Origin of the sequence: Paenibacillus sp. Dod16, assembly GCF_049893405.1 — a bacterium.
Lineage (GTDB): Bacteria > Bacillota > Bacilli > Paenibacillales > Paenibacillaceae > Paenibacillus_AQ.
The window spans coordinates 1-16,263 of record NZ_JBNDYG010000029.1; the positions used below are offsets into that span (position 1 = coordinate 1).

17 protein-coding genes and 2 tRNA genes are annotated in these 16,263 nt (G+C 50.7%); 1 reads left to right on the forward strand and 18 read right to left on the reverse strand.

Features of this window, described 5'->3' with window-relative positions; translation table 11 throughout:
• The first annotated feature begins 484 nt into the window (after positions 1–484).
• On the forward strand, positions 485–688 hold the full coding sequence (locus tag ACPV3A_RS20610) for a hypothetical protein (RefSeq protein WP_194541693.1): 204 nt from the start codon (positions 485–487) through the stop codon (positions 686–688).
• A 131-nt stretch (positions 689–819) separates the two neighbouring features.
• Here ACPV3A_RS20610 and ACPV3A_RS20615 read toward each other — a convergent pair whose 3' ends face one another.
• The 18 genes from ACPV3A_RS20615 to ACPV3A_RS20700 form a co-directional block, all read right to left on the reverse strand.
• On the reverse strand, positions 820–960 hold the full coding sequence (locus ACPV3A_RS20615; protein ID WP_426200908.1) for a hypothetical protein: 141 nt from the start codon (positions 958–960) through the stop codon (positions 820–822).
• A gap of 60 nt (positions 961–1,020) precedes the next feature.
• Positions 1,021–1,094 (reverse strand) — tRNA-Ile (locus ACPV3A_RS20620).
• Positions 1,095–1,149: 55 nt separating this feature from the next.
• A tRNA-Met gene (locus ACPV3A_RS20625) sits at positions 1,150–1,226 on the reverse strand.
• Between the two features lie 82 nt (positions 1,227–1,308).
• Entirely contained in the window at positions 1,309–1,473 is a 165-nt protein-coding gene (locus ACPV3A_RS20630) for a hypothetical protein (protein ID WP_164817394.1), read from the reverse strand.
• A 177-nt stretch (positions 1,474–1,650) separates the two neighbouring features.
• Positions 1,651–1,923, reverse strand: coding sequence for a WXG100 family type VII secretion target (locus ACPV3A_RS20635; RefSeq protein ID WP_071223018.1), 273 nt, complete (start codon positions 1,921–1,923; stop codon positions 1,651–1,653).
• Positions 1,924–1,965: 42 nt separating this feature from the next.
• The gene (locus ACPV3A_RS20640) at positions 1,966–2,235 is read right to left on the reverse strand and encodes a DUF4176 domain-containing protein (protein ID WP_194541692.1); all 270 of its coding nucleotides are present in this window, start codon (positions 2,233–2,235) and stop codon (positions 1,966–1,968) included.
• Between the two features lie 2 nt (positions 2,236–2,237).
• A complete protein-coding gene (locus ACPV3A_RS20645) occupies positions 2,238–3,002 on the reverse strand; it encodes a hypothetical protein (protein WP_426200911.1) in 765 nt (254 codons plus the stop codon).
• A gap of 14 nt (positions 3,003–3,016) precedes the next feature.
• Entirely contained in the window at positions 3,017–4,090 is a 1,074-nt protein-coding gene (locus ACPV3A_RS20650; protein WP_426200913.1) for a WXG100 family type VII secretion target, read from the reverse strand.
• Positions 4,091–4,159: 69 nt separating this feature from the next.
• The gene (locus ACPV3A_RS20655; RefSeq protein WP_426200915.1) at positions 4,160–4,945 is read right to left on the reverse strand and encodes a hypothetical protein; all 786 of its coding nucleotides are present in this window, start codon (positions 4,943–4,945) and stop codon (positions 4,160–4,162) included.
• Positions 4,946–5,161: 216 nt separating this feature from the next.
• On the reverse strand, positions 5,162–5,746 hold the full coding sequence (locus tag ACPV3A_RS20660) for a TetR/AcrR family transcriptional regulator (protein WP_220686024.1): 585 nt from the start codon (positions 5,744–5,746) through the stop codon (positions 5,162–5,164).
• Positions 5,747–5,951: 205 nt separating this feature from the next.
• Positions 5,952–6,593 carry an orotate phosphoribosyltransferase gene (gene pyrE, locus ACPV3A_RS20665; protein ID WP_194541687.1) on the reverse strand — a complete coding sequence of 214 codons (642 nt, stop codon included), beginning with the start codon at positions 6,591–6,593 and terminating at the stop codon, positions 5,952–5,954.
• Positions 6,590–7,327: an orotidine-5'-phosphate decarboxylase gene (gene pyrF / locus ACPV3A_RS20670; protein WP_220686025.1), complete on the reverse strand. Its 738-nt coding sequence runs from the start codon at positions 7,325–7,327 to the stop codon at positions 6,590–6,592. Before pyrF ends, pyrE begins: the two co-directional genes overlap by 4 nt.
• A 19-nt stretch (positions 7,328–7,346) precedes the next feature.
• Positions 7,347–10,556 (reverse strand): carbamoyl-phosphate synthase large subunit, encoded by a 3,210-nt coding sequence (carB, locus tag ACPV3A_RS20675; RefSeq protein ID WP_194541685.1) that lies wholly within the window; start codon positions 10,554–10,556, stop codon positions 7,347–7,349.
• 1 nt (position 10,557) lies between these two features.
• Positions 10,558–11,694: a carbamoyl phosphate synthase small subunit gene (locus ACPV3A_RS20680; RefSeq protein ID WP_194541684.1), complete on the reverse strand. Its 1,137-nt coding sequence runs from the start codon at positions 11,692–11,694 to the stop codon at positions 10,558–10,560.
• Positions 11,695–11,754: 60 nt separating this feature from the next.
• Positions 11,755–13,056: a dihydroorotase gene (locus ACPV3A_RS20685; RefSeq protein WP_426200919.1), complete on the reverse strand. Its 1,302-nt coding sequence runs from the start codon at positions 13,054–13,056 to the stop codon at positions 11,755–11,757.
• Between the two features lie 120 nt (positions 13,057–13,176).
• Positions 13,177–14,085 (reverse strand): aspartate carbamoyltransferase catalytic subunit, encoded by a 909-nt coding sequence (locus ACPV3A_RS20690; RefSeq protein WP_339222823.1) that lies wholly within the window; start codon positions 14,083–14,085, stop codon positions 13,177–13,179.
• A gap of 2 nt (positions 14,086–14,087) precedes the next feature.
• The gene (gene pyrR, locus ACPV3A_RS20695) at positions 14,088–14,648 is read right to left on the reverse strand and encodes a bifunctional pyr operon transcriptional regulator/uracil phosphoribosyltransferase PyrR (RefSeq protein WP_113057195.1); all 561 of its coding nucleotides are present in this window, start codon (positions 14,646–14,648) and stop codon (positions 14,088–14,090) included.
• 316 nt (positions 14,649–14,964) lie between these two features.
• The gene (locus ACPV3A_RS20700; RefSeq protein WP_220686028.1) at positions 14,965–16,218 is read right to left on the reverse strand and encodes an LL-diaminopimelate aminotransferase; all 1,254 of its coding nucleotides are present in this window, start codon (positions 16,216–16,218) and stop codon (positions 14,965–14,967) included.
• Positions 16,219–16,263 lie beyond the last annotated feature (45 nt).

Sequence of the window (16,263 nt, forward strand, 5' to 3'; positions counted from 1 at the left end):
GGTAAAAAGAACAAAATAGCAGTTTAAAAAATAGACAAAATAGCAGTTTAAAAAATAGAAACGGCAAAATTCTGCAGGTCTGTCCATTTTTAGAATGGAGCCACCATATAAGCTTGATCCTTATTGGATCCTGTTGTCTTTACGTCAATTTTCGAATTATGCAAAATGCTCAAATAGATAGTCCCTCCAATCTAGTTGATATTCTAACATATCTCAATATGTTATTAATGCCCTTTTAGGGCCTACTCCAAATCAAACATTAACACTAATTGGTCCTGTATGTTTTTAATACAGATAGTCGCTCTCTTGTAACGGGTGAGGACAAAACTTTTGAATATTTGAATCCGACAATCCGACAATCCGGGGGCGGTTAAATTTTGAAAATGGACGACGTCAGGGATGTTTCGGACGATATTTAATAAAATATAAAGACAGTTGTTCTACTGCTTGAAGTATAATTGTCTTAAATAAGAGGTGACTACTGATGAAAAAAGCAATACTTCGATGGGTTATGGTTCTTTCGGCTTTATACTGTATGGGGCATATCTTATTTGATTTCAAAGAAACACATTTAATGCGGATTTTTACTGGTGCAGTTGAAATATCTTTCTTTGGGAGCATTCTTCTCTATATAAATTTGAAAACGAAAGAGGGAAAAAGCAATCATTCAACGGCGCCAAAGAAATGACCCTTAGGTTAAAAGTATTTTTTTAACGATAGAAAGGGTGTCATTTTCGCAGCATTCCTTAGTATTCAAGAACACCTTACTTAAGTGCTATTCTTGGATTTGGAGATAGAGCAGGGATCAACTCATCACTGTTACTTAGGAACACCAAATTTCGGTAACGCTGCTTTAAGTGGAAAAGTCATTTTAATCTCTGGATCCTGTGGATAAATAGCTGCCGTTAGCAAATGCGTTAGCAAATCAAAGTTCCCTACTTCTTCACCATAGTTTTTCATGCAACTAAACAGCCCTATAAACAGCAAAAAACCCTTGCATCGCAAGGGTTTTCGATAAAGTGGGCCCTGAGGGACTCGAACCCCCGACCAGTCGGTTATGAGCCGACCGCTCTAACCAACTGAGCTAAGGGCCCTGAACATACATGTACACATAAACATAAGGACGTCATACATACATCGTTTAAAAATTGGTTGCGGGGGCAGGATTTGAACCTGCGGCCTTCGGGTTATGAGCCCGACGAGCTACCGAACTGCTCCACCCCGCGTCAATGCTGTATCAAACAGCGACAAGAATAAATATACACCATAACCCTACATCAAGTCAAGTACTGTTTTAATGGAATTTCCTCAAGGCATAAACCGCACGCCATAACGGCCCTTTTTGGAACGGTAAACCTCCACCATCCGCGGATCATGATACCCGAACAGCCAGCCATCCTGCTCCAAACGTTTAGCAAAGCACCCTGCCTGAAATTTGCTTGTATACAGCTTTCCGTAATATACCCAATTCATCCTATGCGACTCCTTACCCGAATGATAATGTAATGCTGTCATATTATGTCCATTCTTCCACAAAAAAAACACAGATCAATAAACTTCTTCACGATCTCCCGATAAAAAAACAATCAGCCATACCCTTACCACATCGTGATACGGATACGATTGATTGTCACCTTAGGTAAACCGCGCCTATTGGCCGTCAGCCTCCGCAAACCGGGCGGCAATGCTCATAAGCTCCTGCTCCATCGAATTCATCATCTGGATGAAATTCATCAGCTGCGCCTTTGTCTCCTCGGCCTCCGTACGAAACCGCTGCTGGGAAACGCCCTCCCATTCGGCATTCAACGTTTCAATGACCTGGGACAATCGGGCGACCAATTCTCCGCCGTAGTCACTCCCGCTTCGAATGTCTGCCGCAGCGCGGCGCAGCTCCTCGGGGGATACCTCTATGCGTCCTGACATGGATCTACCTCACTCCTCCCTTTATAGGTATCTTCTCGTTTGTTATGTAGGCTTCGTCTCAGCCAGTACGATCTGAAACTGTTCTTCCTCTTCGTCCTGGTAACCGGTAAATATAATCTCCTGGATATCCTCATGATTAAAGACGTAGGCAAACTCCGGGCTGACATAACCTTCCGGATATGGACAAGCTAAATAGTCGAACATTTGCGGCTGATCAAGCGCCAGAATTTGCTTTCGACCATAGATCACGAGCTTCTTCTCGCCTTCTTTCAAAATGACAATCGATCCGTTTGGCAGCAGCTGCTGCGTCATAACTACCCTCTCCTTTTCTTGCTCTTCCGGTGCGGTGCCGCAGGCGTACGTCCCTGATTCATTTTATTCAGAAACGCGGCGTTCCGCTGCTCCTTCGGCAATCCCAATACGGGATAATGAGCTTTTAGCTTATCCATGTTGTTCTGGATGAACATATACCGATGAATGAAAACAACGGCCATGTACAGACCGAGAATCAACAACACGGAAAAAGCCGCCATGCCCATTACAAATCCGCCGAGATCGCCGGTTACCTCCACCACGACGTAATAAGCCGTATAACCTATAGCCGCAAACAGTAAGGCCGCTTTGCCCGCTTTACCGACGCTGCCATTGCGCTCCATAGACTGGTAGGTGCCTTGCTGCAGCGCTCTAAAATGCAGCACATAAAACACAAGGAGAAGCAGAAGCATCACCGCTGCCGAACTAAGCCCATATAGAATCGATTCAACTCCGGCCATGTCATACATCATTTTGAGGATAGCGATCTGACAAGTGACCGCCAGAGCCAGTCCGTAAATTCCCAAATACAGCACAAAACCGACCTCAGACCGGTACGGATTTGCACTCAGGCCAATTCCCCATAGCAGCATAACCACCCACACCGCCGCAGCCACATACATATATACCGACATCACCGGCGCTGCCAGCGTGACCAGCGCAGGGATCAGCATAATGAATAAAAAACAAACGATGCCGCCCCGTATCTGCTCGGCGGGGATCAGCCGGAAATGAAACTGTTCTTCCTCTGAAATCTTTGCGCTCATCCATGACACTCCCTTTATTTGAACCATCCGGCAATCGTTGAACCTATCTTCTCCGCCCCCATTTTCAATCCTTCGGTTACGGTATCTTTCTTCCCGTCCCCGTCAAAATCCGTAAACTTGATGCCGTCCATAACATAGGAAGCACCCACCGATACGCCGAAACCGATGGCCGCACCCGCAAGGGTGCCAATCGGACCGCCCACTGCTGTCCCAATCAGCGCGCCTGCCTTAGCGCCAGCCGCAGCGGATGCCACGACGGTACCCACACCGACACCCACATCAACTACAGCATCTCCGGCTATCTTTGCCCCGCTCTTGTTCTCGTTGATATTCGTCACCAGATTTCCCACCGTTTGCATGGCGATGCCTGCATAACCAAGTTTACCGCCCTTCCAGCTTAGCGAGTCTTTAACAGCCGCGCCGGGTAGGACGTATTTCGGGATTCGGGGGTGATTCCGCCAGTTGTATTCGGCATAGGATTTTTTGCGGATATTAGCCAGCATCCCGTTCGTCACATTGGCTCGCATATTGCCGAGCTTGTCTTTCTCAAGCCACACGCCAAAGCCGTTCCGGTACATATCCCAGTATTTGTACATCGTACCCGATGCCGTTGCCGTTCCGAACAATACCCCTGCGGCCGCTAGCGGATTACTCTTCCATTGATCCGCCGTTCCGCCGAAAGGCGCAAGCGCATTGAATTCAACCCCCGCTGCCGTCACGGGCGGGTGCGTGTTCTTGTTCCCGTTCTGTGCCAGACTCGCCTGAAGCAGCAGATGCGGACTAACCTGGGCAACCGATTGCTTGCCGAAGTTGAGATTGCTGCCGAGCGATTGATCCGTCTGCGAAAAATCACCCGCCTTTTTCACCAGCTGCCCTCGATTTTGCTCCAGACGGCTAACCACCGACTGGCAAGCGGCCCTGCATTGGGCCAGGCGCTGTTCGACCTGGGCACGATGACGCGTCTCCCAGGACATGCTCTGGATACGCTGCTGCATGCGCTCCTGAAGCTGCTGAACTTCTCGTGCAATATCAGATAACGCTGCTCCTTGCTGGTTCAGCATGTCAGGTACCACACGTATTTTAGTCATAACTAATCCTCCATATCGTTGATCGAGAAGGTATAACTTGAAAGTACAGGATCATGATGCAGCCCTTTCTCACTTAATGCGCTCAATGACCGCGCCAAGCTCCCGAAAAATTTCCGTTACCGTGGCGCCCCAAATTTGATCCTCTTCGCCTTCATTGCGAATCAGCCAGTTGGAATGCTGTCCTCTCAACAGTTCGATTCCCTGTATTCTACAGTTCAGATCCGGGCAATAGTACGCTGTGAAGGTTGCATATCTCTCTGGATGGCTGACGCTTTCGGCCAAGGCGGAAACGACCGATTCCGGGTAGCCTTGTGCAAGCAAATACTTCCGAGGCTCCTGCTCCCCTTGCTCGGCACTCATCCATTGCTGGAACCAGCCTTTAGGCATAGCCAATGGAGCTGTATCCCGGTTCTTCCTATCCTCCAGCTGCAGGTGACTGATGATTTTAAGCCAAGCCTCCGAAGGGGTTCCCAGCGCTTCCAGCACATAGACTCTCGCTCCGTCAGGCCCGCTTTCAATATCGGCCCTTACAACCAGACTTGAGCTGTAATAAATGAAACACTCCTTCTGCGCTTCGTCGGAACCGGACACCCTCATATGTATCGTTAACAGGGTCCGGCTGCATACTTCTATGTATTCCAGCAGTTCCTGCACAAGAACCGGCTCGTTACCCGCCGTATCGATCAATCCTTTCTCCTGCAGCTCCTGCTCAATCTTGGCCACCTCTACAGGCATCTCCTCGGCCAGCGTTCCGCGAAAAGGGTCCTCTAACCCAATGACAGCCCGCGCACCGACGATGCCGGTTAGTACAAAGAATTGTTTGCCGGTCAGTTTGATCCTGGATGAAACTTCCAAAGATCTCTCCTCCTTACGGTCAGTCCCGCCTATTTTGTGTTTAAATCTGAGGTTATCATTACTATTATAGGTGAGACGTCTCCTTCCCCTCTACCAAGTCGTGGCCCTAAATTTATAGGAACATATACCCAAATCAGCCGATCTTCAAACGATTCATCAATAAAATTATAAAAAAAACATTCCCGGATCGAAATCACCTCTGGAATGTTCTTATACTCATATTAGATTAGTCGGATCTTCCTGCTGGATAATTCCGTGATATAGAATCGTCATCAGCTGTTCACTGACCGCGTTCAAGCTTCCCAAACCATGGTACCATTCGGTCCGTGCCGTAAATTCCTTGATGAAAGTCAGGAAGGCGACCAGTACCTGGGGAGAGATATCTTTCCGTATCTGTCCAAGCTGCTGGCCTTTAAAGATCAGCATTTCGAATTCCGGAACAACGAATTTCTGGTTGAATTGAAGCAGCTTGTCCATCTGCTCCGGGAATTTGGCCAGATCCGCCACAAATTTCTGGGATACCAACGCCGAAAATTTGTCCTGATCCCTGTAAAAGACCTTTAACGCCTCAAGCGGATCTTTTGCCTGATCCATAATATCACGGTATAGCGCCATGAGCTCCTCGACCATCCGGTCCACCACATGCTCCAATAAGCCCTCTTTGCTCTGATAGTAGTTATAAATCGTCATTTTGGAAACGGGGACCGCTTCGGCAATCTGCTCCATGCTCGTCTGCAAAATCCCCTGCTCCATGAACAACCGCTTCCCGGCTTCAAGCACTGCTTCTTTCTTTGCATTCATCTGTTAGACTAAATCCCTTCTATATAAGCATAAGGACACCGATAGCTGGCTGCAGCCGCGTACAGTCCTAATGTAACGATCCAGCCATCCGCTGTCAACCCGGCATCCTCCGGGGATTATCTTTGGCTTTGGAATATAAAAAAGCTGCCGCTCTGCGATAACTCACAAAGGCGACAGCCGGATTATCCTAGCTTGTATACGTTGTTTACACACCAAAGGAAGCAGGATTCGATCTCCAGGATTGAAGAAGCTCCACATCCTGTTCCTGAATCCGATTCTCGGATAGCGCAACTTCAATCAGCGCTCCGTAGTTGGACAAGCTCTGCAGCGGAATCCCAGCTTCGGCGAAGGCTTGCACTGCTTTATCCAGCTGGTAGCTGAAAATAGCCAATACCGCCAGCGGCTCCGCACCTGCATCCTTGACCGCTTGCGCCGCTTTTAGCGAGCTGCCGCCCGTGGAGATCAGATCCTCGATCACAACCACCTTTTGACCGGGCTTGATCAAGCCTTCGATCAGGTTTTCCTTGCCATGGCCCTTTGCTTTGTCCCGAATATAAGACATTGGCAGATTCATCTTCTGGGATACAAAGGCCGCATGCGGAATCCCGGCTGTGGCCGTACCGGCAATGGCCTCGGCCTCCGGATATTGCTCCCGGATGACGGCTGCGAACGATTCAGCAATGTAGTCGCGAATCTCGGGAAAAGACATCGTCAAGCGATTATCACAGTAGATCGGGGACTTAATTCCCGACGTCCATGTAAACGGCTGATGGGGCCTAAGGGAAACGGCCTCAATCTTCAGCAAGTAAGATGCGATCTGATGTGGAATATTCGCGAGTGTACTCATGCTTGAATCATCTCCTCAATAATCTGTTCTGCTGCTTGTCTCGGGTTCGGGGATTCCGTAATCGGGCGGCCGACAACCAGATAATGACTGCCCTTGCGGATGGCTTCCCCTGGTGTAAGAACCCGTGCCTGGTCTCCGATATCCGCACCGGCCGGACGAATACCTGGTATAACGGTCTTAAACGCTTGTCCGCATGCGGATGTTATGGCCTCCACTTCAAGCGATGAAGCGACGACGCCATGCAGCCCGGCTTGCTGAGCCAGCTTCGCATATCGTACGACCGCATCTTCTACCGAGCCCGGGATACCGATTTCGTTATTCATGACATCCTGACTCGTACTAGTCAACTGGGTTACCGCAATGATGGTAGGCATGGCAAGACCCGGGGTGTCCGCCACTGCGGCCTCCGCCCCGGCTTTTGCCGCCTGCATCATGAGAGCCCCGCCGCCGGCATGGACATTAAACATGTCCACACCCAGCCGCGTTACGCTGTTCGCCCCGCCTTTTACCGTGTTCGGAATATCATGCATCTTCACATCCAAAAATACAGAATAACCTTTTGCTTTCAATTCCTTGACAAAATCCGGACCGGCTGCGTAGAACAGCTGCATGCCGACCTTCATATAACACGGGATGCCCTCCAGCTGCTGCACCAATGCTTTTGCGCGCTGGGCATCCGGGTAATCCAGGGCCACCATCAGGCGGCCCGCCATTTCATTGTAGCTGGCGCTCATCTATACCCCTCCTTCTCGATTAAACAACCGGCATTGCTTCAGAGGAGAAGTTGATGGTCTCCAGCATCGTCAGAAGCTCACGAACCGTATCGAGCGAGGTCATACATACCACACCGTTTTCAACCGCTTCACGGCGAATTCGGAATCCGTCACGCTGCGGCGTTTTACCTTTGGTCAATGTGTTAAAGACGAAGTTGGCTTCACCTGTGCGGATCATATCCAGAATGTTCGGCGTTCCCTCGGACAGCTTATGAATGGTGGTCACATCAAGGCCCGCTTCCTTCAATGCTGCTGCCGTGCCGCCTGTTGCGATGATTTTATAGCCAAGCTTATGGAAGCCTTTCAGCAGTGCTGCAGCTTCGGCTTTATCCTTATCTGCGATGGTAGCGATGATCGCTCCTGTTGAAGGAATTTTCATGCCTGCACCGATCAGACCTTTGTACAGCGCTTTGGCATACTTCACGTCTCGGCCCATAACCTCACCGGTAGACTTCATTTCCGGTCCAAGGGTAGGCTCAACGCGGCGAAGTTTAGCAAAGGAGAACACCGGTACTTTAACCGATACATGTTCGCTTTCCGGCCACATGCCTTCCTCGTATCCAAGCTCCTTCAGCTTGCCGCCCATGATCGCCTGTGTTGCCAGGTTGGCCATCGGGATGCCTGTGACCTTGCTCAGGAACGGAACCGTCCGGGAAGAACGCGGATTTACTTCGATTACGTACACTTCATTTTTATAGATAACGAACTGGATGTTAACAAGTCCGCGTGTATTCAGCTCTTTGGCAATCTTGATCGTAATTTCCGCAATCTTGTCCTTCAGATCCTGGGACAAGTACTGAGGAGGATATACCGCAATCGAGTCGCCGGAGTGAACGCCTGCGCGTTCTACATGCTCCATGATGCCTGGAATCAGCACCGTCTCGCCATCACAGATCGCGTCTACTTCCACTTCTTTACCCATCATGTAACGGTCGATCAGAACCGGATGATCCGGGTTGATCTTAACCGCCTCTTTCATGTAACTCAGCAGTTCGCTGTCGGAGTATACAATCTCCATGGCGCGTCCACCGAGTACATAAGATGGTCTTACCAAAACAGGATATCCCAGCGATTGCGCGGTTTCTACAGCATCATCAACCGAAGTTACCGTTTTTCCTTTCGGTTGAGCAATCTCCAGTCTGGACAGAAGCGCTTCGAATTTTTTACGGTCCTCGGCTTCGTCAATGCTTTCCAAGCTGGTACCCAGAATCTTCACGCCCGCCTTGCTCAGCGGCTCAGCGAGGTTAATAGCTGTCTGCCCGCCAAACTGTACGATGACACCGATCGGTTTCTCCTGCTCAATGACGTTCATGACATCTTCGAGGAAAAGCGGTTCGAAGTAGAGTCGGTCCGACGTATTAAAGTCAGTGGAGACGGTCTCCGGGTTGTTGTTAATGATAACTGCTTCGTATCCCGCCTTCTGGATCGCCCATACAGCGTGCACCGTGGAGTAGTCGAACTCGATTCCCTGACCGATCCGGATCGGTCCGGAGCCCAGTACGATGACCTTCTCCTTGGCGGATTCGATCACTTCATTCTCGGTTTCGTACGTCGAGTAGTAGTACGGTGTCGTTGCTTCAAACTCCGCCGCGCAAGTATCGACCATTTTGTAAACCGGGCGCAATCCATGCTCGCGACGCAGGAATCCGATCGACTCCTCGGTTGTGTGCGTGCTGGCATTGCCTTCCGCGCGCAGCTCAGCTATAGCGCGATCCGTAAAACCGAGCCGCTTCGCTTCGTACAGCGTTTCGTATGTCAGTGCCGCTTCGCTGCGAATGTGCTCTTCATACTTAATCAGGCGTTCGATTTTGTCCAGGAACCACCAGTCGATCTTCGTCAGGTCCTGAATCTGCTGAAGTCCATACCCCCGGCGGAATGCTTCCGCGATCAAGAACATCCGCTCATCGTCGGCTTTAATCAGACGCTGCTGGAGCACTTCATCACTCAGCTCGTTCGCGCCTTTCAAGTAGAGTCGGTGCACGCCGATCTCCAGAGAGCGAACCGCTTTATGGATCGATTCTTCGAAAGTACGGCCAATCGCCATCACCTCGCCTGTGGCCTTCATCTGAGTTCCCAGCTTCCGGTTAGCATGGATGAACTTGTCGAATGGCCAGCGTGGAATTTTGCTGACGATATAGTCCAGCGTAGGCTCAAAACAAGCATAGGTCTGTCCCGTTACCGGGTTGACGATCTCGTCCAGGGTGTAACCCATCGCGATTTTTGCTGCCATCTTCGCGATCGGGTAACCCGTTGCCTTGGAAGCAAGGGCAGAAGAGCGGCTGACGCGAGGGTTTACCTCGATGACATAATATTGATAGCTGTTTGGATCCAGCGCGAATTGCACGTTACATCCGCCCTCGATGTTCAGGGCACGGATGATTTTCAGCGATGCCGATCTGAGCATTTGATACTCGCGATCGGACAGCGTTTGGCTTGGCGCCACGACGATGCTGTCGCCGGTATGAACGCCGACCGGATCAAAGTTCTCCATGTTACATACCACGATGCAGTTATCGTTTGCGTCGCGCATAACCTCATACTCGACTTCTTTCATTCCCGCGATGCTCTTCTCGATCAAACATTGTGTGATCGGGCTGTAGCGAAGTCCGGAGCTCACCGTTTCGCGCAGTTCCTCTTCGGTTGCGCAAATACCGCCGCCGGTGCCTCCGAGCGTGTATGCCGGACGCACGATCACCGGATAACCGATCTCATTCGCGAAATCAAGCGCTTCTTCCAGAGTCGTTACGATGGTGCTTTCCGGTACGGGCTGATCGAGTTCGCGCATCAGATCACGGAACAGATCGCGGTCTTCGGCTTTCTCGATGGACTCCAGCTGCGTTCCGAGCAGCTTCACATTCTCCTGCTCCAGAATACCGGCGCGTGCAAGCTCAACTGCCATGTTCAGGCCCGTTTGCCCTCCAAGCGTCGGGAGCAAACCGTCCGGACGCTCTTGACGGATGATCTGTGTAACAAAGTCGAGCGTAATCGGCTCGATATATACTTTATCCGCCATGTTTGTGTCGGTCATGATGGTCGCCGGGTTGCTGTTGATCAGCACAACCTCGATACCTTCTTCTTTTAATGCTTGGCAAGCCTGTGTTCCAGCGTAGTCGAATTCCGCTGCTTGCCCGATGACAATCGGACCGGAGCCGATGACGAGAATTTTTTTCAATGTATCATTTTTAGGCATATTAATGAGCTCCTTTCACGGCTGCGGCCAGAACCGCCTGGCGCGGTTTCCGGATTTCATTCTGTTTATGGTCTCTTATCATCTCAAGGAATTGATCGAACAGATAGCTGCTGTCGTGCGGACCAGGCGCAGCTTCAGGATGATATTGCACGGAGAAGGCCGGGAATTTCGTGTGCTTCAAGCCTTCGATCGTTTTATCGTTATTGTTAATATGCGTAACTTCCAGATCCGTCCCTTTGATGGATTCTTCGTTTACGGTATATCCATGATTTTGGGAAGTGATGTAGCAGCGTCCGCTGGCAAGCTCTTTTACCGGATGGTTCCCGCCGCGGTGGCCGAATTTCAGCTTCTCGGTATCGGCGCCCGCAGCCAGTGCAAACAATTGGTGGCCAAGGCAGATGCCGAAGATCGGATATTCGCCAAGCAGTTCTTTAACCATGTCGACCGCGTACGGAACGTCTTTCGGGTCCCCAGGGCCGTTGGACAACTGAATGCCGTCCGGGTGAAGTCTGCGGATTTCATCAGCCGTCGTGTCATGCGGAACCACCATCACATCGCAGCCGCGGGAAGTCAGTTCGCGCAGAATTCCGCTTTTTGCACCGAAGTCAACCAGAACGATCCGCTCCTTGGAGCCCGGACTTGTAAACATTTGCGGCGTAGAGGTTTTTGCCACCTGGTTGCGGAGTTCAGCGATCGTCGTATCGCCGAGCATTTCCTTGAGCTCTTCCACCGGTTTGTTTGAAGTGGTCAGAATCCCTTTCATCGTACCGTAGTGACGAATAATTCGGGTCAGCATCCGCGTATCAATCTCGCTGATCCCTGGGATACCGTATTCCTTTAATAAACTGTCAACACTGTACTCTGCACGCCAGTTGCTAGGAACAGGCTCATGACGACGAACAACGAATCCGTGGACAAATGGTCGAATGGATTCAAAGTCATCCCGCGTGATGCCGTAGTTCCCGATCAAAGGGTACGTCATGGTCACGATCTGTCCACAGTAAGACGGGTCGCTCAGCACCTCTTGATATCCTGTAATCCCTGTATTGAAAACAACCTCTCCGGTCATTTCAGCATCCGCGCCGAAGGATTTTCCGCTGAACAGCGTTCCGTCCTCCAGTAACAATCTTGCCTGCATCCCGATCACTCCTGTCATCTATGTGTAATTTATTTTATTAGTCAATTGCCTAAGTGTTACTTAGAACCCGCTCTTTTCAGACCATTTCACTTCGCCATCCACCCAAGTCATCACGGGCCAGCCTTTCAGCTTCCAGCCAGTAAACGGCGTGTTGCGGCCTTTCGTTGCGAACTCTTCCGGGTTCACTTCTTTCTCGGCTTCGAGATCAATCATCGTCAGGTCCGCGGCTTTACCGGCTTCCAGCACGCCAGATTCAAGACCGAATACTCTTGCCGGATCGCTTGTCATCCGCTTCACCAGCAAGCTAAGATCCCATTTTCCTGTGACAACGAACTGGGTATACAGCAGCGGGAATGCTGTTTCGAATCCCACGATACCGAATGGTGCAAGCTCCATGCCTTTCGCTTTCTCTTCCGCGCTGTGCGGCGCATGATCCGTTACGATCATATCGAGCGTTCCATCCAGCAGACCTTCTATACAAGCCTCCACATCACGCGGGGTGCGCAGCGGCGGGTTCATCTTCCAGTTGGCATCCAGGCCGGGAATATCCTCGTCAGAGAGAACCAGATGGTGCGGACATACCTCGGCCGTTACCGAGATGCCAATCGCTTTTGCCTGGCGGATCAAGCGTACGGACTGCTCTGTGCTCACATGGCATACATGGTAATGTACGCCGGTGGCTTCTGTCAGCAGTATGTCCCGTCCGACATGGATTGCTTCCGACTCGTTGGGTATTCCTTTCAGGCCGTGCTTCTGAGCGAACTTGCCTTCAGTCACGCAAGCCCCTTTGACCAGCGAGTCATCCTCGCAATGTGCAATGACCGGCATGCCCAGCTCTTTTGCTTGGTTCATGGCATCTTTCATCATCTGTGCGTTCTGCACACCAACGCCGTCATCCGTAAACCCGATCGCACCTGCTGCCTTCAAGGCCTCAAAATCCGTCAGTTCTCGGCCCAGCTCGTTTTTCGTAATGGCAGCGTAAGGCAGCACCTTGGCCAGCCCCGCTTCGCTAGCCTTATCCAGCACAAGCTTCACGGTTTCCGGCGAATCGGTCACCGGTCTTGTGTTCGGCATGCAGGCGATGGTTGTAAATCCGCCTTTCACTGCCGAGCGGCTGCCGCTCTCGATCGTTTCCTTGTGCTCATAACCCGGCTCTCTCAAGTGCACATGCATATCGATGAATCCCGGTGTGACCAGTTTGCCCTCGGCATCGATGATCTGAACGTTCTCGCCAAGTTCCGGCAAAGCTGCGAGATCACTCGTAACCGACTGAATCAATCCGTCTGCAATGACGATATGTTTATCTTCGAGCTGTCCTTGTTCATTGATCACTTTGGCATTCTTTATCACTTGCATTTGCATCTTGGTCCCCTCCGCAGTAGAAGCACCGTTCGCTTCTTTGTATATTGTATAATAAAAATTCATATTTGTGTATAAATATTAATATTCATTCATCCTGTACACCGTATTTCGCATTTCGAATCAGCCCATCGCCCGTTCCATAACCGCCATGCGAATCGGCACACCGTTTGCCATCTGCTTGAATATCATCGATTTGGGACTTTCCACGACCGCATCGTCGATTTCAACGTTCCGGTTCACCGGTGCCGGGTGCATAATCATCGTATGCCCGGGCAGCTTGGCCGCCCGTTCTTCCGTCAAACCATACTGCTGCCGGTATTCCGCGCTGGATTTGAATACACCTTCGTTATGGCGTTCCAGCTGAACCCTCAGCATCATCACCACATCTGCCTTCAGTGCCTTCTCCATCGAGACATAGGGTGCATACTGGGCTAGCTCTGGTGCCTGCATCGATTCAGGTGCGCAGAATTGCACATGAGCTCCGAACTTCTGCAGTGCCCACAGGTCTGATCGTGCAACCCGACTATGCTTGATGTCCCCGATAATGGATACCGTCAATCCTTTAAGCTCTCCGAAGCATTTCTTCATCGTGTACAGATCCAGCAGCGCCTGGGTAGGATGTTCGTTGTTGCCGTCCCCCGCATTGACCAGCGGGATCGAGATCCGCTTGGCCAGCTCCTGCAGTACTCCGGAGGGTTTCAGCCGGATGACGCCCGCATCGATCCCCATGGATTCCAGTGTCCTCACGGTATCGTAGATGGACTCGCCCTTCTCAACGCTGGAGGCTGCCGCTGCAAAGTTCATCACCTCGGCGCCGAGTCTTTTCTCAGCCATTTCAAACGAAAATCTCGTTCTGGTGCTGTTCTCGAAGAACATATTAACCGCAAATTTCGATTTAAGTACCGGCACCACTTTCTCGGACTGTGCTTCCCAATATGACGCCCGACTCAGGATCGATCCAATCTCTTCTCTGCTAATATCCTTCAAACCTAAGAGGCTACGTTCTTTCAATGAAATGGCTGTCGTCATGGTTATCGTTCCTCTCTTTGGCTAATGGTCACTTCATCCTTGCCGTCGATTTCGGTTAGTGCAACCGTAATTTCCTCATGTTTGGAGGTAGGAACGTTCTTGCCGATATAATCCGGCCGGATCGGCAGTTCGCGATGTCCGCGGTCTGCCAGAACCGCCAGCTGTATCATTCTAGGCCGTCCACAGTCCATCAGGGCATCCATCGCAGCCCGAATCGTCCGTCCGGTGTACAGCACGTCATCGAACAAAATAACCTTCTTGTCATGAATGTTCAGATGTTCCAGGCTGAGCTTCGCTCCTGCTCCCCGTTCTGCAGCGGCTTCTTTGCTGTCTCGGTCATCGCGGTAGGAAGTCACATCGATCTCTCCCCATGGAATCGGCGTGCCTTCAATCTCATTCATTCGCTCAGCGATTCTCTGAGCCAGGAACACGCCGCGTGTGCGAATGCCGACCAGGACGCAGTCCTCAATCCCCTTATTCTTTTCCAATATTTCATGGGCAATTCTCGTTAGGGCGCGGCGGATGGCCGTCTCGTCCATAATCACATGCTGTTCGTTGCTCATCCTTAAGTCCTCCTTCTAAACGTTTGATTAGCCCTTTGTAGTTCAGACGATCCGTGAGTTCATTACACACAAAAAAACTCCTTGCCCGGCTGGACAAGGAGTTGATCTCATAGAGATAGTGTGGAAAGCGCAGTTTCTATCCGCAGACAGAGCTATGCCTTCTGTTAATGAACCTCGGTTCACGTTACCTTGCCAGCCTCACGGGACTGATTTAAAGGTGCTATTCGATTGAATTCATTATGACAGACCCTACAGGAGATGTCAACAGTATTCAAGTCGTATGATGTCGCGTACCAAGCGGAGTTATAACATATCACTAAAATTCAAATTCAACATCGCTAAGTCTTCTGCGAATTTCGGAAATGACGCGTTTCTCTTCTTCCTCACCGTCAGCAATAAAGGTAACGGAGAAGCGCACGAAATGTCCCGCATCATCCCAAGGTACGGTGGAGATCAATTTCTCGCGTATCAGATACTGGGAGAAATCCTCGCCGGACTCAAAACGGCGCCCGCCTTTAACGCCTTTTGGAGCTTCAACGTAGAGGAAGAAGGAGCCCTTCGGCTTCTCGGCTGTAAAACCAAGCCCGTTCAACACGTCCACCAGCATATTGTGGCGGCGGGAATACTTCTCAGCGATCTTCTCCGTAATTTGCGGATTGTCCAGACCGTATGCGGCAGCCTTTTGAATGGCGATGAATTGTCCTGAATCGTTGTTGTCCTTCACATCGCCAAACGCTTTAACCACTAGCGGATTACCGGCGATGAAACCAATGCGCCATCCCGTCATGTTGTAAGATTTGGACAGAGAATGAAGCTCCACGCCAACATCCTTCGCGCCGGGGACGGAGAGAAAGCTGAGCGGCTTCAAGCCGTCGTAAGTCAGCGCCGCATAAGGAGCGTCATGGACAACTACAACACCATACTTGCGGGCCCACTCAACGACCTCGGTGAAAAACTCGACCGTTGCGCTGGCACCCGTCGGGTTGTTCGGATAGTTCAGGTAGAGCAGTTTGGCACGACGGGCAATGTCCTCAGGGATCGAGCTGAGATCCGGCAAAAATCCGTTCTCTTTTTTCAGTTCCACATTGTAAACTTCACCGCCCAAATACTTGGTATGCGTACCGAGTACAGGATATCCGGGAACCGTCATGATAGTGATGTCCCCAGGATTAATGAAGCAGGATGGCAGCATCGCCAATGCAGGCTTGGAACCGATGGAATGAAGAACCTCTGTAGCGGCATCAATGCCTTCTACGCCAAATACATTCTTCAAGTAGCGAACGGCTGCTTCCTTGAACTCGGGAATTCCGTTATCCGCATAGCCGCGATTTTCCCGCTTCCCTGCTTCTTCTGCCAGCTTCGCCACGATGCCTGCATCCGCCATCTCATCCGGCTCGCCAACCCCCATATCGATCAGCTCCGTGCCAGGATGCTCCTGCTTCGCCGCTGCCTTGGCTCTTTTGATCTTCTCGAATTTATAAATGGCTGTATCTTTGCCATAATTAGCACCACCGATCCGGATGGCAAAGTTCTGTTGAATGTACGTTTCCTGATATTTATCCATGCTCATGATTTGTATTCATCTCCTACTCTAGCTTTCATACTCATCCTAAAT

Bases quoted from the DNA above. Each gene is read 5' to 3' on its own strand.
- ACPV3A_RS20610 (WP_194541693.1), top strand. From the start codon at position 485: ATGAAAAAAGCAATACTTCGATGGGTTATGGTTCTTTCGGCTTTATAC.
- ACPV3A_RS20615 (WP_426200908.1), bottom strand. From the start codon at position 960: ATGAAAAACTATGGTGAAGAAGTAGGGAACTTTGATTTGCTAACGCAT.
- ACPV3A_RS20630 (WP_164817394.1), bottom strand. From the start codon at position 1,473: ATGAATTGGGTATATTACGGAAAGCTGTATACAAGCAAATTTCAGGCA.
- ACPV3A_RS20635 (WP_071223018.1), bottom strand. From the start codon at position 1,923: ATGTCAGGACGCATAGAGGTATCCCCCGAGGAGCTGCGCCGCGCTGCG.
- ACPV3A_RS20640 (WP_194541692.1), bottom strand. From the start codon at position 2,235: ATGACGCAGCAGCTGCTGCCAAACGGATCGATTGTCATTTTGAAAGAA.
- ACPV3A_RS20645 (WP_426200911.1), bottom strand. From the start codon at position 3,002: ATGAGCGCAAAGATTTCAGAGGAAGAACAGTTTCATTTCCGGCTGATC.
- ACPV3A_RS20650 (WP_426200913.1), bottom strand. From the start codon at position 4,090: ATGACTAAAATACGTGTGGTACCTGACATGCTGAACCAGCAAGGAGCA.
- ACPV3A_RS20660 (WP_220686024.1), bottom strand. From the start codon at position 5,746: ATGAATGCAAAGAAAGAAGCAGTGCTTGAAGCCGGGAAGCGGTTGTTC.
- pyrE (WP_194541687.1), bottom strand. From the start codon at position 6,593: ATGAGTACACTCGCGAATATTCCACATCAGATCGCATCTTACTTGCTG.
- pyrF (WP_220686025.1), bottom strand. From the start codon at position 7,327: ATGAGCGCCAGCTACAATGAAATGGCGGGCCGCCTGATGGTGGCCCTG.
- carB (WP_194541685.1), bottom strand. From the start codon at position 10,556: ATGCCTAAAAATGATACATTGAAAAAAATTCTCGTCATCGGCTCCGGT.
- ACPV3A_RS20680 (WP_194541684.1), bottom strand. From the start codon at position 11,694: ATGCAGGCAAGATTGTTACTGGAGGACGGAACGCTGTTCAGCGGAAAA.
- ACPV3A_RS20685 (WP_426200919.1), bottom strand. From the start codon at position 13,056: ATGCAAATGCAAGTGATAAAGAATGCCAAAGTGATCAATGAACAAGGA.
- ACPV3A_RS20690 (WP_339222823.1), bottom strand. From the start codon at position 14,085: ATGACGACAGCCATTTCATTGAAAGAACGTAGCCTCTTAGGTTTGAAG.
- pyrR (WP_113057195.1), bottom strand. From the start codon at position 14,648: ATGAGCAACGAACAGCATGTGATTATGGACGAGACGGCCATCCGCCGC.
- ACPV3A_RS20700 (WP_220686028.1), bottom strand. From the start codon at position 16,218: ATGAGCATGGATAAATATCAGGAAACGTACATTCAACAGAACTTTGCC.